Origin of the sequence: Geodermatophilus sp. DSM 44513 (genome assembly GCF_032460525.1) — a bacterium.
Taxonomy (GTDB): domain Bacteria; phylum Actinomycetota; class Actinomycetes; order Mycobacteriales; family Geodermatophilaceae; genus Geodermatophilus.
The window spans coordinates 3,413,647-3,427,988 of record NZ_CP135963.1 but is presented as its reverse complement, the minus strand read 5'-3'; the positions used below and the strand labels follow the sequence as shown (position 1 = coordinate 3,427,988).

The following is a 14,342-nucleotide window of genomic DNA, read 5'->3' as shown; positions in this document are numbered from 1 at the left end:
GCGCCCGTGCGCCTGGTCATCGCCCGCTGCTCGGTCGACTACATCGGCCGACTCACCGCCCACCTGCCGATGGCCTCCCGGCTGCTGCTGGTCAAGGCCGACGGCTCGGTGTCGGTGCACGCCGACGACCGCGCGTACAAGCCGCTGAACTGGATGACCCCGCCGTGCTCGCTGCGCGAGGAGCTCGCCGACGGAGCCGGCACCTGGACGGTGACCAACCGGGTCGGCGAGCAGCTGGTGATCACCATCGAGTCCGTCGAACACGACAGCTCCCACGAGCTCGGCGTCGACCCGGGCCTGCAGAAGGACGGCGTGGAGGCCGAGCTGCAGCGGCTGCTGGCGCTGCACGTGGAGACCTTCGGGACCGGCTGGTCCCTGGTGCGCCGCGAGTACCCGACCGCGATCGGCCCGGTGGACCTGCTCTGCCGGGACGCCGACGGGACCACCGTCGCCGTGGAGGTCAAGCGCCGCGGCGAGATCGACGGCGTGGAGCAGCTGACCCGCTACCTCGAGCTGCTCAACCGCGACCCGCTGCTCGCCCCGGTCCGCGGGGTGTTCGCCGCCCAGGAGATCCGGCCGCAGGCCCGGGTGCTGGCCGGTGACCGCGGCATCGACTGCCTCACCGTCGACTACGCCGTCCTCAAGGGCACCGACGACCCCTCCCAGCGGCTCTTCTGAGGGAGCGGAGTCGCTGGAGTGCGGGGATCGTCACCGGGCGACTCCGCTACCGTGGCGGCGTGGCGAGAGTTCTGACCGAGGTCGGCGTGGTGGGGCTGGGCACGATGGGTGCCGGCATCGCCGAGGTGCTCGCGCGCGCGGGCCTGTCGGTCACCGCCGTGGACGTCGACGAGGCGGCCGTGGCCCGCGGCCGGGGGCACGTCGAGCAGTCCACCGGCAAGGCCCTGGCCCGCGGCAAGCTCGACGCCGCCGAGCGCGACACCATCCTGGGCCGGATCCGCTTCGCCACCTCGATGGAGGAGCTGTCCCGGGCCGAGCTGGTCGTCGAGGCGGTGCCCGAGCGGATGGAGCTCAAGCGCGACATCTTCTCCACGCTGGACAAGATCTGCCCGCCGGACACCATCCTGGCCACGAACACCTCGAGCCTGTCGGTCACCGAGATCTCGGTCGCCACCGGGCGGCCGAGCAAGGTCATCGGGATGCACTTCTTCAACCCGGCCCCGGTCATGAAGCTCGTCGAGATCGTGCGCACCGTGGTCACCGAGCCCTCGGTCGTCGAGGACGTCGAGGCGCTGGCCGCCCGGCTGGGCAAGGTCGACGTCACCATCGGCGACAAGGCCGGCTTCATCGCCAACGCGCTGCTGTTCGGTTACCTGAACCACGCGGTCGCGATGTACGAGAACCGCTACGCCAGCCGTGAGGACATCGACGCGGCGATGCGGCTGGGCTGCGGCCTGCCCATGGGCCCACTGGCGCTCATGGACCTCATCGGCCTGGACACCGCCTACGAGATCCTCGACACGATGTACCGGCAGTCCCGCGACCGGCTGCACGCGCCCACGCCGGTCATCAAGCAGATGGTGACCGCCGGGCTGCTGGGCCGGAAGTCCGGCCGGGGCTTCTACACCTACGCCGGGCGCGACTCCGCCGAGGTGGTCCCCGACGCGCACACCCCCGCGCCGGGCGGGGCCACCGAGGGCGCCCGCGAGGTGCGCACGGTCGGCGTCGTCGGCTCCGGGACCATGGCCACCGGCATCGTCGAGGTGCTCGCCCGCGGCGGCTACGACGTCCGCTTCGTCGCCCGCTCGCCGGAGAAGGTCGAGACGGTGGGCCGGGAGCTGGCCCGGTCGCTGGAGAAGCAGGTGCAGCGCGGCCGCCTGGACGGGGCCGAGCGCGACGCCGCCCTCGCCCGTGTCGCCGGCACGACGTCGCTGGACGACCTCGCCGAACGCGACCTGGTCATCGAGGCGATCGCGGAGTCGCTGCCGGTCAAGGAGGCGCTGTTCGAGAACCTGGGCGAGATCGCCAAGCCCGGCGCGGTTCTGGCCACGACGACGTCCAGCCTGCCGGTCATCGAGTGCGCCCGCGCCAGCGGCCGTCCCGAGGACGTCGTCGGCATGCACTTCTTCAACCCCGCCCAGGTGATGCGGCTCGTCGAGGTCGTCTCCACGATCTCCACCGCACCGGACGTCGCGGCCACTGCGCACGCGGTGTCCGAGCGGCTGGGCAAGCACGCGGTCTCCTGCGCCGACCGCGCCGGGTTCGTCGTCAACGCGCTGCTGTTCCCCTACCTCAACGACGCGGTGCGGATGCTCGAGGCGCACTACGCGACCGCCGACGACATCGACGCGGCGATGAAGGTCGGCTGCGGCTACCCGATGGGCCCCTTCGAGCTGCTGGACGTCGTGGGCCTGGACGTGGCGCTGGCCATCGAGCGGGAGCTCTACGCGGAGTTCCGCGAGCCCGGCTTCGCGCCCGCGCCGCTGCTGGAGCACCTGGTCACCGCCGGGTACCTGGGCCGCAAGACCGGCCGCGGCTTCCGCGACCACGCCCGCCGCTGAGCCGGTGCCCCGCCGGCACGGACGTCCCCGGCCGGGGCCGGCCGGCCGCGACCCCGTCCGCCGTCCCGAGACGGTGGAGGAGGCCGCGGACGGCGACTGGGTCATCCGCCGGCTCACCGGCGCGGCCGGGGGCAAGAGCTACCGCTGCCCCGGCTGCGACCAGGAGATCCCCCCGGGGACGCCGCATCTGGTGACCTGGCCGGCCTACCCCCGCGACTCCGACCTCGAGCCGTGGGACACCGCCTCGGCCGCCGACCTGCGCCGGCACTGGCACACCGTCTGCTGGCAGGCCCGGGGGCGCCGCCTCAGCCGCTGAGCACGGCAGTGACCACGACGTTGTCGAGGTAGCTGCGCGCCGCGCGGTCGAAGTCACCACCACAGGTGACCAGCCGGAGCTCCGCCCGCGGCGTGGGGCCGTAGACGGCCGCGGTCGGGAAGTCGTTCTTCGGGTACCGGTCGACCCCCGTGACGGCGAAGCGCACCGTCGTGCCGTCGGCCCGGTCCACCAGCACCTCGTCCCCGGTGGCCAGCGCGCCGATGCGGGCGAACACCGCCGGGCCGTCGAGGGAGTCCACGTGCCCGGCGAGCACCGCCGGCCCGACGTCCCCGGGCACGGCCCCGCCGGTGAACCAGCCGGCCCGTCCGTAGTCGTCCGGGGGGACCAGGGCGCCGGCCGCGTCGGTGCCGAGCCGCAGCAGCTCGCTGTCCACCCCGGCGGCCGGCACCCGCACCCGCACCGGCGCGGCCGCGGTGCGCTCCGTGCCGCGCTCGACGACCACCGGGGCCGCGACGGTGGTGGCCGGGCCCGCGGCGCCGACCGTGGTCAGCACCGCCGCCCCCGACGCCACGGCGGCCGCGGCGAGCAGCCCCCGCAGCCACGGCCGGGGTGGGTGGCGCGGCGCGCGGTGACGGCTCACGGCGGGCACCTCACCGTCGGGACCGCCGGGACCGCCGGGCCACGGCCAGCCCGGCACCGGCGAGCGCGGTGACCGCGACGGCACCGAGCACGCCCGGCGCCGGTGGCCGCGTCGCGGCCCCTCCGGCCCCGGCCTCCACCGCGCCGGTCGGCACCGTGCCGGCCCCCGCGGCGTCCAGGACGGTGCGCACGGTGTACCCGCCCTCGGGCCGGTCCAGGACGAACAGGCTGTAGACGGCGCCCGCGGCCACGTCCAGCGGCAGCTCGGTCGCCTCGCCGTCCACGGTCACCTGCAGGCGGCCGCCGCCCCCGGGCACGGTGGTGGGCTCGCCGGCCTCGGCGAAGGCCAGGTCGTCGGCGACGGGCGTGCCCCCGGCGGAGGCGTCCAGCGCCGGGGCGGTGCTGGCTCCGGACACCACCCGGACCCGCGCCTGCCCCGGTGGCGGGAGCGCCAGGTCGTCCTCCAGCACGGCCAGGCCCAGCTCGGCGAAGCGGCCGACCCCGGCGACGGTGCGGGCGCTGTCCGGGCCGACCTGCACGGTGGTCGACAGCACCGGCGGGGTGGCGGGGTCCGCGCCGGCCTGACGCATGCTCACCGTGTAGACCCCCGCGGGCACGTCCTGGTAGTCCGAGATCGTCCCGTAACCCACCCCGGGCACGGTGAGCAGCGCGGTGCCGTCGCCCGGGTCGGCCACCGAGTCGACGTAGACGTCGACCGCCGGGGTGTCGGGGGACAGGTGCGCCAGCCGCAGCAGCCCGGTCTCGGCGGCGCCGGCCCCGGTCGGGGTGAGGAGCACCGCCCCGGCGCCGAGGGCGGTCACGGCCAGCACGCGGGTCCAGCGGTCCACCGTCGTCCTCCAGCAGGTCGGGGGAGGCCCGGTCGCGGCCGGCCCGGTCTCCATCTCCGCACTCCCTGCGACTCCTGTCCAACCGGGTGTCACGAGGAGGCGTCGGCGACCAGCGCGTCGGGGTCCGACGCGTAGCGGTGGGACACCCGGACGCCGTCGGCGGTGACCTCCACGTGGTCGGGGGCGAACGGTGGCAGCTGGGCGTCCAGCCAGGTCTGCAGCTGCCCGGTCGCCGGCTGCCCGGCGCCCACCGGCGCACCGCCCACCCACGTGATGAGCGCGCTGCGGGCCGGACCCCCGCCGCCCCCGGCCCGCGACAGGGCGGCCACGCCGATGCCGTCCCGGGCGGTGAGCACGGCCAGCAGGGACAGCAGCCGCATGTCGACGTCGGCCGAGCGCAGCACCGCGGCGGCCTCGGGGGTCGTGCGGGTGGTCGGGTTGGCCAGCACGGCCTGCGCCAGCGCCTCCCGGACGTCGAGCTGCTCGGGGGTGGGCGTGCCGGGCGCGGGGTCGACCAGGGTCAGCCCGTCGACGGTGGTGACCACCCGGCCGCCCGGGGGCGGGTCGCCGTCGGTCACGGTGAGGACCAGGTCACCGGGGCCGGTCGGCCCCTCCTCACCGAGCAGGGCGCCGGTGGCGCCGGCGGCCAGCAGGTCGTCGCGCGCACCGTCGGTCGGGCGCAGGCGGGTGCCGGCGGGCAGCTCGCGGTCGGCCCACCGCAGCAGCTCGGCCGCCGCCGTCCCGTCGGGTGGGGGCGCGTCGGCGGGGACGGGAACCGGTGCTGGTGGTGGCGGGCCGCCGTCCCCGGCCGGACCACTCGCCGCCGGCCGGCCGTCGGGTGCGGCGGGGGCGTCGGCCGTCGGCTGCGCCCCGGGCGCGGCGTCTTCCCCGGCACCGTCCGCGCCGAGGACGATCCCGGCGAGCGCGGCGGTGAGCACCACCAGCAGCGCGACGGCCACCACGACCGCCCCCCGCCGGCCTGCCGGCGACGCGCCCGCCCGGCCGCGGGAGAGGGCGCGGGAGAGGGCGTGGAGCCGGCTGGGAGGGGTGGGCACCTCGTCTCCTCCCCGACGTCCGTGGGCGGGACTCGTCGGCCCTGGAGGACGGTGCCCGTCTCAGCGGCGGCCGCGGGCGAGGGACTCGTCGGTGTCCGCGGTGTCCGTCCCGGGCCGGGCGGCGGGCTGCACGAGCGTGGGCGGGTCGACCCGCGGGGCCTGCGTGCCGGTGGCCGGGGCCACCGGGCGCAGCTGCTGGGTGGTCTGCGGGTCCGGCGTCGCCGGGACGTCGGCCGGGGTCACGGCCGGCTGCGTCGGCGGGGCCGGGGGCCGCGTGGGCTGGCGTACCGCGGCGGCCTCACCGCTGCCCGGGAGCGGCTCGGCGGGCCGCTGTGCGGACTGCGGCGAGGTCGTCGGCCGCACCACGGGCCGGTGGCCGGTGACCGGGCCGACCGGCGGCGGCGCGGCGATGACCGGACCGCCCGGCGTGCGCTCGTCGCGGACCTGCTCGGGCTGGCCCTGCGCGCCGCGGGGCATGGGCTGCGGGCGCGCCTGCCCCGGCCGGGTACCGCCCTGCGGCTCGGGCCGCCGGTCACCGAGGTCGGGCAGCCGCTCGAGCAGCCGGCGGGCCTCCAGCAGCCGCCCGGTGAGCTCATCACGGACCGCGCGGACGGCGGCCGCCGCGGCCTCGGCGTCGCTGACCAGCCGGGCGGCGTGCTCCTCGGCCGCGGCGACGCGCTGCCGGGCGGCGTCGGCGGAGGTCCGGTCCCGCTCCTCGTCGATCCGGGCGGCCTCCTGCCGGCGCGACCGCTGGGCGATCTCGAAGTCCTCCTCGACCTTGGCCCGGCGGGCCTGCGACTCGGCGTCCAGCCGGGCGACCTTCTCCTGGGCCTTGGTGACCAGCTCGTCGGCACGGATCTGTGCCTTGCTGGCGATCTGCTCGGCGGCCTGCCGCGCCTCGGCGATCATCCGGTCCACCTCGGCCTGGCCGGCCGCGTGCCGCTCGTGCATCGCGCGTTCCTCGGCGGCGGTGTGCTCCCGCAGCGCCTGGACCTCCTGCTGGGCCGAGCGCCGGATCTCCGCGGCCTCCTCCTCGGCCAGCCGCAGCATGTGCTGGATGCGCTCGCTGAGGTTCTCGAAGGTCGGCGGCCCGGAGGACGCCGCCTTGCGCCGCAGCTGGTCGACCTCCCCGTGCAGCGCCGAGAGCTGCCCGGCGAGGTCCGACGACCGGTTGACCGCCGCGTCACGGTCGGCGAGGGCGACCTGGATGTCGGCCTCGAGCCGCTCGATCGTCTCGGCCACCTGGTGCCGGTCGTAGCCCCGGAGCACCACGTCGAACGAGTGCTGCGCCTCGCGCATCGGCAGCATGTCGCGGCGCGGATCGGTCATGCGGTCATCCTCGCAGAGTCGGCGGACCGGCCCGGCGTGTTCTCCGGACCCTCCCCTGCAGGGTGCCAGCACCGCACGGGGCGGCGCCACGCGCCGGGTGTGTCCCGCCGGGACACACCCGGCGCGCCGGCGGGCCCCTCCTGCAGGGGCCCGCCGCGAGCCTGCGGGGGGTGGGGGCAGGAGGGCCTCCTTCACACCCCGCGGAAGCGGTTGATCGCGGTCAGGTGCCTCTCGCGCTTGGCGGTGTCCTTGACGCCGAGGCCCTCGGCCGGGGAGAGGGTCAGCACGCCGACCTTGCCCTGGTGGCTGTTGTGGTGGACGTCGTAGGCGGCCTGGCCGACCTCGTCCATCGGGTAGACCCGGGACAGCGTGGGGTGCACCAGGCCCTTGTCGATGAGCCGGTTGGCCTCCCACGCCTCCTTGTAGTTGGCGAAGTGCGACCCGACGATCCGCTTGAGGTTCATCCACAGGTAGCGGTTGTCGTAGGAGTGCATGTACCCGCTGGTCGAGGCGCAGGTGACGATCGTGCCGCCCTTCTTGGCCACGTACACGCTGGCGCCGAAGGTCTCCCGGCCGGGGTGCTCGAAGACGATGTCGACGTCGTCGCCGCCGGTCAGCTCCCGGATCCGCTTGCCCAGCCGCTGCCACTCCCTGGGGTCCTGGGTGTCCTCGTCCTTCCAGAACCGGTAGCCCTCCTCCGCGCGGTCGATGACCAGCTCGGCGCCCATCCGCCGGACGATGTCGGCCTTCTCCGGGCTGGAGACCACGCAGACCGGGATCGCGCCGCCGTTGAGCGCCATCTGGGTGGCGTAGGAGCCCAGCCCGCCCGACGCCCCCCAGATCAGCACGACGTCGCCCTGCTTCATGCCCGCGCCGTTGGGGCTGACCAGCTGCCGGTAGGCGGTGGAGTTGACCAGCCCGGGGCTGGCCGCCTCCTCCCAGGTGAGGTGGGCGGGCTTGGGCATCAGCTGGTTGCTCTTGACCAGGGCGAGCTCGGCCAGGCCGCCGAAGTTGGTCTCGAACCCCCAGATCCGCTGCTGCGGGTCCAGCATCGTGTCGTCGTGGCCGGCCGGGTCCTCCAGCTCCACCGACAGGCAGTGCGCCACCACCTCGTCGCCGGGCTTCCAGCGGTTCACCCCGGGGCCCACCCGCAGGACGACGCCGGCGAGGTCGGAGCCCACGACGTGGTAGGGCAGGTCGTGCCGCTTGGCCAGGTCGTGCAGCCGCCCGTAGCGCTCCAGGAAGCCGAAGGTGGACACCGGCTCGAAGATCGACGTCCAGACGGTGTTGTAGTTCACCGAGGACGCCATCACGGCCACGATCGCCTCTCCCGGGCCGAGCTCCGGCGTCGCCACCTCCTCGACGTGCAGGGACTTGCGGGGGTCCTTCTCCTTGGTGGTCAGGCCCTCGAACATGTCCTGCTCGTCCTTGCGGACCAGCACCGCGCGGTAGGACCGCGGCACCGGCAGCGCGGCGACGTCGGTCAGCTGGTCGGCGAGGATGGCGTCCCTGATCTCGTCCACGTACGTCTCCCGGGTCGTCGGCTCGTGAGTGCCGGCAGATGTTACCGGTGGGTAGCCAGGACGTCAGCTCACCGGTCGCGCGGGTCGTGTCGCCCGTCCGCCGCCGGCTCGACCAGCTCCACGAGCACGCCGCCGGCGTCCTTGGGGTGCACGAAGTTGACCCGGCTGCCCGACGTGCCGCGCCGGGGGGTGTCGTAGAGCAGCCGCAGGCCGCGCTCGCGCAGGGTGGCGGCCGCCGCCTCCGCGTCGGTCACCCGCAGGGCCAGCTGCTGCAGGCCGGGGCCGGAGCGGCCGATGAACCTCGCGATCGTCGACTCCGGGGTCAGCGGCGCGAGCAGCTGGATGCGGGTGTCGCCGTCGCCGACGGCGAGCATCGCCTCGCGGACGCCCTGCTCCTCGTTGACCTCCTCGTGCACCGAGTGCACGCCGAGGGCCTGGGCGTAGAAGGCCAGCGCCTCGTCGAGGTCCGAGACGGCGATGCCGACGTGGTCGACGGCGGTGAACAGCTCGGTCGGCAGGCCGGTGCGCGGGTCGGTGGTCACCGCGGCATCCTCCCGGACCGGACGGTCACGAGGACAGGCAGGCACCCCCTCGCGCGCGGAGGCCCTCAGCGGGCCAGGAAGCCGATCAGCGCGCCGTTGAACTCCGCCGGGTGCGAGGCGTTGACCCCGTGCGGGCCGCCCAGCAGGCCCTTGCCGCCGGGGTTGACGAAGTCGGCGGTGAAGCCGTCGAGGAACGCGATGCGGTCGCCGGGGGACGCCGGCCTGGAATGCTCGATGGTGGCGTCGTCCAGGTCACCGTCGGGGTTGTCGTCGGCCTGGTGGAGGGACGGCGGGACGGCGGCGGCCAGCACCGCGCGGCTGACCCGCTCGACGCCGTACCGGGCGATGTACCGGACCACCTCGCCGCCGCCCGTGGAGAAGCCGACCAGGGCGACGTCGCGCAGGTCCAGGTGCTCGAGCAGCGCGTGCAGGTCGGCGGCGAAGGTGTCGTGGTCGTAGCCGCCCCAGGGCTGGGAGGAGTCGCCGAAGCCGCGGCGGTCGCAGGTGACGACGCGGTGACCGGCGGCCACCAGCGGGCCGACCTGCCGCTGTCCGGGCGCGCCCGGACAGCGGCCCCCCGTGGACGAGCACGACCGGCCGGCCGGCGCCGACGTCCTGGTGGTGCAGCTCGACCGGCTGGCCGTCGTCGGTGCCGACGGTCAGGCGGGGCACGGGTCCTCCGGCGGGTCGACGATCGGCGGGTGCCCCACCCGGTCGGGCACGATCGACGGCGGTGAGACCTGCATCACCCCGGCGCCGCGCCGCCCCGGTCCTATCCTGGGGGATCGCTGCCGCGTCCCGAGGTGCGGCGGCCCCGACCCCGCGGTCGCCGGCGTCGCCGGCCCACCCAGGAGGCAGTCCATGTCCCGTTCGGTCATCGTCAGCGGCGCCCGCACCCCGATGGGCCGGCTGCTCGGCTCGCTCAAGGACCTCTCCGCCGCCGACCTGGGTGGCGTGGCGATCAAGGCCGCGCTGGACCGCGCCGGCATCTCCGGCGACCAGGTCGAGTACGTGATCATGGGCCAGGTGCTGCAGGCCGGCGCCGGCCAGAACCCGGCCCGCCCCGCGGCGGTGGCCGCCGGGATCCCCATGACGGTTCCGTCGATCACCGTGAACAAGGTCTGCCTGTCCGGCCTCAGCGCGATCGCGATGGCCGACCAGCTGATCCGCGCCGGCGAGTTCGACATCGTCGTGGCCGGCGGCCAGGAGTCGATGACCAACGCCCCGCACCTGCTGCCGAACTCCCGCACCGGGACGAGGTACGGCGACGCGCGGCTCGTGGACGCCATGGCGCACGACGGGCTGTCGGACACCTTCGACCAGGTGGCCATGGGGGCGCTGACCGAGCAGGCCAACAGCCGCTACGACCTGACCCGTGAGGAGCAGGACGCCTTCGCCGCGGGGAGCCACCAGAAGGCGGCCGCCGCCGGCAAGGACGGCATCTTCGCCGAGGCGATCACCCCCGTGCTGATCCCGCAGCGCAAGGGCGACCCGATCGAGTTCCGCGACGACGAGGGCGTCCGCGCCGACACCACGGTGGAGACCCTGGCGCGGCTCAAGCCGGCCTTCGCCGCGGACGGCACGATCACCGCCGGCACCGCCTCGCAGATCTCCGACGGCGCCTGCGCGGTCGTGGTCATGTCCGCGGCCAAGGCCGCCGAGCTCGGGCTCACCCCGCTGGCCGAGATCGGTGCCCACGGTGTCGTCGCCGGCCCGGACGCGACGCTGCAGAGCCAGCCCTCGCGCGCCGTCCAGCGGGCCTGCGAGCGCGAGGGCATCGCGCCCGCGGACCTCGACCTGGTCGAGTTCAACGAGGCCTTCGCCGCCGTCGCCATCGTCTCCACCCGCGAGCTCGGCATCGACCCGGAGAAGGTCAACCCGAACGGCGGTGCGATCGCCCTCGGCCACCCGATCGGCATGAGCGGCGCCCGGATCGTGCTGGACGTGGCGCTGGAGCTCGGCCGCCGGGGCGGCGGCGTGGGTGCCGCGGCGCTGTGCGGCGGCGGCGGGCAGGGCGACGCGCTGATCCTGCACGTGCCCGCCCGGACGTGACCCCGGAGGGCCCCGCCTCCCCTCCCGGGCGGCGGGGCCGCGACCCGGTCGACGTCGCGGACCTGGTCGCCCGGGCCCGGGACGGCGAGGCCCGCGCCGTCGCCCGGCTGATCTCCCTGGTCGAGGACGCCGGCCCCGCGCTGCCCGAGGTGGCCGCGGCGCTGGCGCCGCACGGCGGGCGCGCGCAGGTCGTCGGACTCACCGGCGCGCCCGGCGTCGGCAAGTCCACGACGACCACCGCGCTGGTGGGTGTCCTGCGCGGGCGCGGCCTGCGGGTCGGCGTCCTCGCGGTGGACCCGTCCTCGCCCTTCTCCGGCGGGGCGCTGCTCGGCGACCGGGTGCGCATGCAGGACCACGCCGGGGACGACGGGGTCTACATCCGCTCGATGGCCACCCGCGGCCACCTCGGCGGGCTGGCCTGGGCCACCCCGCAGGCGCTGCGGGTGCTCGACGTCGCCGGGTGCGACGTGGTGCTGGTGGAGACCGTCGGGGTGGGCCAGTCCGAGCTGGAGGTCGCCTCGCTCGCCGACACCACGCTGGTGCTGCTCGCCCCGGGCATGGGCGACGGCATCCAGGCGGCCAAGGCCGGGATCCTCGAGGTCGCCGACGTCCTGGTGGTCAACAAGGCCGACCGCGAGGGCGCCGACCGGACGGTGCGCGACCTGCGGTCGGCCCTCGCCCTCGGCGGTCGGCACGAGGCCCCGGGCGCCTGGTGCCCGCCCGTGGTGCGCACCGTGGCCACCGCCGGCACCGGCGTCGAGGACCTGGCGCGGGCGCTGGCGGAGCACCGCGCGTGGCTGGCGTCCTCGGGGGAGGGGGACCGCCGGCGGGCCGCCCGCGCGGCGCGGGAGATCGAGGCCGTCGCGCTGACCGGGCTGCGCGAGCGGATGGGCCAGGTCCGCGGCTCCGCGGCGCTGGGCGCGCTCGCCGCGCAGGTGGTCGCCGGGCGGACCGACCCCTTCCGGGCCGCCGCCCTGCTGCTGGACCAGCTGTAGCCCGCCGCCCGGGCGGGGGCGTGGCGCTGCGGGCAGGATGACCGGGGTGGACGGGCTGGAGCAGTGAACGGGGCGCCGGACGCCGTCGTCGTCGGAGCGGGCCCCAACGGACTGGCCGGGGCGCTGCGCCTGGCGGCCGCCGGACTGCGGGTGCGGGTCGTCGAGCACGCCGACCGGCCCGGCGGCGGGCTGCGCACCGAGGAGCTCATGCGCCCCGGCTACAAGCACGACGTCTGCTCGATCGTGCACCCGATGGCCGCGGCGTCCCCCTTCTTCCGCGAGTTCGACCTGGCCAGCCGCGGCGTGCGGCTGCTGCAGCCCGAGGTCTGCTACGCCCACCCCCTCGACGGCGGACGCGCGTCGGTCTCCCGGCGCTCGCTCGAGGACACCGCCGCCGGCCTGGGCGTCGACGGGCCGGCCTACCGGCAGCTGTTCGGCCCGCTGGTCGAGCACGGGCAGGACGTCGTCGACTACTTCCTCACCAGCCGGCTGCGCCGGCTGCCCACCCGCAGCGTCGGGGCGGTGACCCGGTTCGCGCTCAACGCGCTGCCGAACATCCGCTGGCTGGCCCACCGCTACTTCGAGACCGACGGGGCGCGGGCGCTGATCGCCGGCGCCGCAGCCCACGGCATGCTCGACCTGTCCCGCCCGCTGACCGCGGGGCTGGGCCTGGTGCTCGGGATGACCGCGCACCACGGCGGCTGGCCCGTGGTGGAGGGCGGCTCGCAGAACCTCGCCGACGCGATGGTCACCGCGATCGAGCAGCAGGGCGGCGAGGTGGTCACCGGGCACACCGTGACCGACCTGCGGGAGTTCGACGGCGTGCCGGTGGTGCTGCTGGACACCACGCCGCGGGCCTTCGTAGACATGGCCGGCGACCGGGTGCACGAGGGCTACCGCCGCTGGGCGTCCCGGTACAAGCACGGCCCCGGCGTCTTCAAGATCGACTGGATCCTCTCCGAGCCGGTGCCCTGGACCAACCCGGAGGTCCGCCGGGCCGGCACCATCCACGTGGCCGGCACGCTGGAGGAGACGATGGCGGGGGAGTCCGCGCCCGCGGCCGGCCGCAACACCGACAAGCCCTACGTGCTCGCCGTCCAGCCCACGGTGGTCGACCCGACCCGCGCCCCGGCCGGCGGGCACGTGTTCTGGGCCTACGTGCACGTGCCGCACGGCTCCGACGTCGACGTGACCGCAGCGATCGAGGCGCAGGTCGAGCGGTTCGCCCCCGGGTTCCGCGACACCATCGTCGAGCGGGCCACCAAGAACGCCCCGCAGATGCAGGCCTGGAACCCCAACCACGTCGGCGGGGACATCTCCAACGGCGAGGCCTCGCTGCTGCAGATGCTGGCCCGCCCGGTGCCGCGGTGGAACACCTACAAGACGCCGGTGCCGGGCACCTACCTGGCCTCCGCGGCCACCCCGCCTGGGCCGGCGGTGCACGGGATGTGCGGCGACCTGGCCGCGCGGACGGCGCTGCGCGAGGTGTTCGGCCTGCGGGAGGCGCCGCGGCTGCGCCCCGCCCCGCCCGCCGCCTGAGGGCCCGGCCTGCCTACGCCGAGATGCGCCCGGCTGCGGCCTCGGCGGGCCGCGAGGGCACCGTCGGCCGCATCTCGCCGGGGCCTGTGGACGGCGCCGGTCGGGCCACCGGCGAGCGGGCAGAGTGCGGCGGTGCCCGTGGCCCCGCACCGTCCGCCGCAGCTGCGCGGGCGGCTGTTCCGCGGCTCGCACGCGGTCCGCGACAGCCTGCTCACCCCGGCCCAGCTGCGCAGCTCCGCGTGGCGGCGGGTGTACCCCGACGTCTACGCCTGCGCCTCGGTCCGGCTCACGCACCCCCTGCGGGCGCTGGCGGTGACCCGGCTGCTCGTCGCCGGCGCGGTGGCCAGCGGTCGCAGCGCCGCCGTCCTGCACGGGGTCGACCTCGCCGGTCCGGACGACGACGTCGAGTGCACCGTGCCTGCCGGGTGCCGGGCCGGTGCCCTACCGGGCGTCCGACTCAGCCGCCGGGCCCTCGGCGCCGGTGACGTGACGGTGATCCGGGGCGTCCCGGCGACCGACGCCGTCCGGACGGCGCTGGACCTGGGCCGGATCAGGCCGCCGGAGGAGGCGGTCGTCGCGCTCGACCGGTTCACCGGCGCCCGGGTGGTCGACCTGGACGTCCTGCGGGCAGCCGCCGCCGGGTTGACCGGGCGCGGCTGCCGGGCCGTCCGGTGGGCGGTCGGCCGGGCCGACGGGCTGGCCGGGTCCCCGCCGGAGACGCGGCTGCGCCTGCTGCTGCACGACTCCGGGTTGCCGCGGCCGGTCGCCCAGTACACCGTGCGGGACGGCCGTGGCTTCGTGGCGCGGGTCGACTTCGCGTGGCCCGGGCAGCGGCTCGCCGTCGAGTACGAGGGTCACTGGCACGGGCGGCCCCAGCAGGTGCCCGAGGACCGCGCCCGGCTCAACCGGCTGACCGCGGCCGGGTGGCGGGTCGTGTTCGTCACCGCGGCGGACCTCCATCGGCCGGAGCTGCTGGTCCAGCGCATCCGCGCCGCGCTCGGGCCGCCGAGACCCGCGTGACCGT

14 protein-coding genes are annotated in these 14,342 nt (G+C 76.1%); 7 read left to right on the top strand and 7 right to left on the bottom strand.

Annotated features, from left to right (window positions below; all coding sequences use genetic code 11):
- The first annotated feature begins 6 nt into the window (after positions 1 to 6).
- From nucS to RTG05_RS16560, 3 genes are read left to right on the top strand one after another with little or no spacing between them, the layout of a single operon-like run.
- Positions 7 to 678, top strand: coding sequence for an endonuclease NucS (nucS, locus tag RTG05_RS16570; RefSeq protein WP_166526032.1), 672 nt, complete (start codon positions 7 to 9; stop codon positions 676 to 678).
- A gap of 59 nt (positions 679 to 737) precedes the next feature.
- On the top strand, positions 738 to 2,519 hold the full coding sequence (locus RTG05_RS16565; RefSeq protein WP_166526031.1) for a 3-hydroxyacyl-CoA dehydrogenase family protein: 1,782 nt from the start codon (positions 738 to 740) through the stop codon (positions 2,517 to 2,519).
- A gap of 4 nt (positions 2,520 to 2,523) precedes the next feature.
- On the top strand, positions 2,524 to 2,835 hold the full coding sequence (locus RTG05_RS16560) for an Rv1322 family protein (protein WP_166526030.1): 312 nt from the start codon (positions 2,524 to 2,526) through the stop codon (positions 2,833 to 2,835).
- Here RTG05_RS16560 and RTG05_RS16555 read toward each other — a convergent pair.
- The 7 genes from RTG05_RS16555 to RTG05_RS16525 form a co-directional block, all read right to left on the bottom strand.
- On the bottom strand, positions 2,825 to 3,436 hold the full coding sequence (locus RTG05_RS16555; RefSeq protein ID WP_166526029.1) for a class F sortase: 612 nt from the start codon (positions 3,434 to 3,436) through the stop codon (positions 2,825 to 2,827). The two genes, RTG05_RS16560 and RTG05_RS16555, sit on opposite strands and share 11 nt — an antisense overlap.
- Positions 3,437 to 3,446: 10 nt before the next feature.
- On the bottom strand, positions 3,447 to 4,283 hold the full coding sequence (locus tag RTG05_RS16550; RefSeq protein ID WP_315911967.1) for a DUF4397 domain-containing protein: 837 nt from the start codon (positions 4,281 to 4,283) through the stop codon (positions 3,447 to 3,449).
- 89 nt (positions 4,284 to 4,372) lie between these two features.
- A complete protein-coding gene (locus RTG05_RS16545; RefSeq protein ID WP_315911966.1) occupies positions 4,373 to 5,338 on the bottom strand; it encodes a hypothetical protein in 966 nt (321 codons plus the stop codon).
- 60 nt (positions 5,339 to 5,398) lie between these two features.
- Complete coding sequence (locus tag RTG05_RS16540) at positions 5,399 to 6,667, bottom strand: hypothetical protein (protein WP_166526026.1); 1,269 nt, start codon at positions 6,665 to 6,667, stop codon at positions 5,399 to 5,401.
- Positions 6,668 to 6,858: 191 nt separating this feature from the next.
- On the bottom strand, positions 6,859 to 8,190 hold the full coding sequence (ccrA, locus tag RTG05_RS16535) for a crotonyl-CoA carboxylase/reductase (RefSeq protein WP_166526025.1): 1,332 nt from the start codon (positions 8,188 to 8,190) through the stop codon (positions 6,859 to 6,861).
- 68 nt (positions 8,191 to 8,258) lie between these two features.
- A complete protein-coding gene (gene mce / locus RTG05_RS16530) occupies positions 8,259 to 8,732 on the bottom strand; it encodes a methylmalonyl-CoA epimerase (protein WP_166526024.1) in 474 nt (157 codons plus the stop codon).
- Between the two features lie 65 nt (positions 8,733 to 8,797).
- The gene (locus tag RTG05_RS16525) at positions 8,798 to 9,262 is read right to left on the bottom strand and encodes an alpha/beta fold hydrolase (protein ID WP_315911965.1); all 465 of its coding nucleotides are present in this window, start codon (positions 9,260 to 9,262) and stop codon (positions 8,798 to 8,800) included.
- A gap of 49 nt (positions 9,263 to 9,311) precedes the next feature.
- Between RTG05_RS16525 and RTG05_RS16520 the strand changes: the two genes are divergently transcribed.
- The 4 genes from RTG05_RS16520 (at position 9,312) to RTG05_RS16505 (ending at position 14,338) form a co-directional block, all read left to right on the top strand.
- Positions 9,312 to 10,784, top strand: a complete 1,473-nt coding sequence (locus tag RTG05_RS16520; RefSeq protein WP_315911964.1) for an acetyl-CoA C-acetyltransferase — start codon at positions 9,312 to 9,314, stop codon at positions 10,782 to 10,784.
- Positions 10,781 to 11,779 (top strand): methylmalonyl Co-A mutase-associated GTPase MeaB, encoded by a 999-nt coding sequence (meaB, locus tag RTG05_RS16515; protein WP_166526022.1) that lies wholly within the window; start codon positions 10,781 to 10,783, stop codon positions 11,777 to 11,779. The genes RTG05_RS16520 and meaB overlap by 4 nt, the downstream gene beginning before the upstream one ends.
- Before the next feature lie 63 nt (positions 11,780 to 11,842).
- Entirely contained in the window at positions 11,843 to 13,318 is a 1,476-nt protein-coding gene (locus RTG05_RS16510; RefSeq protein ID WP_166526021.1) for a phytoene desaturase family protein, read from the top strand.
- A 132-nt stretch (positions 13,319 to 13,450) separates the two neighbouring features.
- Positions 13,451 to 14,338 carry a hypothetical protein gene (locus RTG05_RS16505; protein WP_166526020.1) on the top strand — a complete coding sequence of 296 codons (888 nt, stop codon included), beginning with the start codon at positions 13,451 to 13,453 and terminating at the stop codon, positions 14,336 to 14,338.
- The last annotated feature ends 4 nt before the right edge of the window (positions 14,339 to 14,342 follow it).

Coding starts and splice junctions, on each gene's coding strand:
- RTG05_RS16540 (WP_166526026.1), bottom strand. CDS start 6,667: ATGACCGATCCGCGCCGCGACATGCTGCCGATGCGCGAGGCGCAGCAC.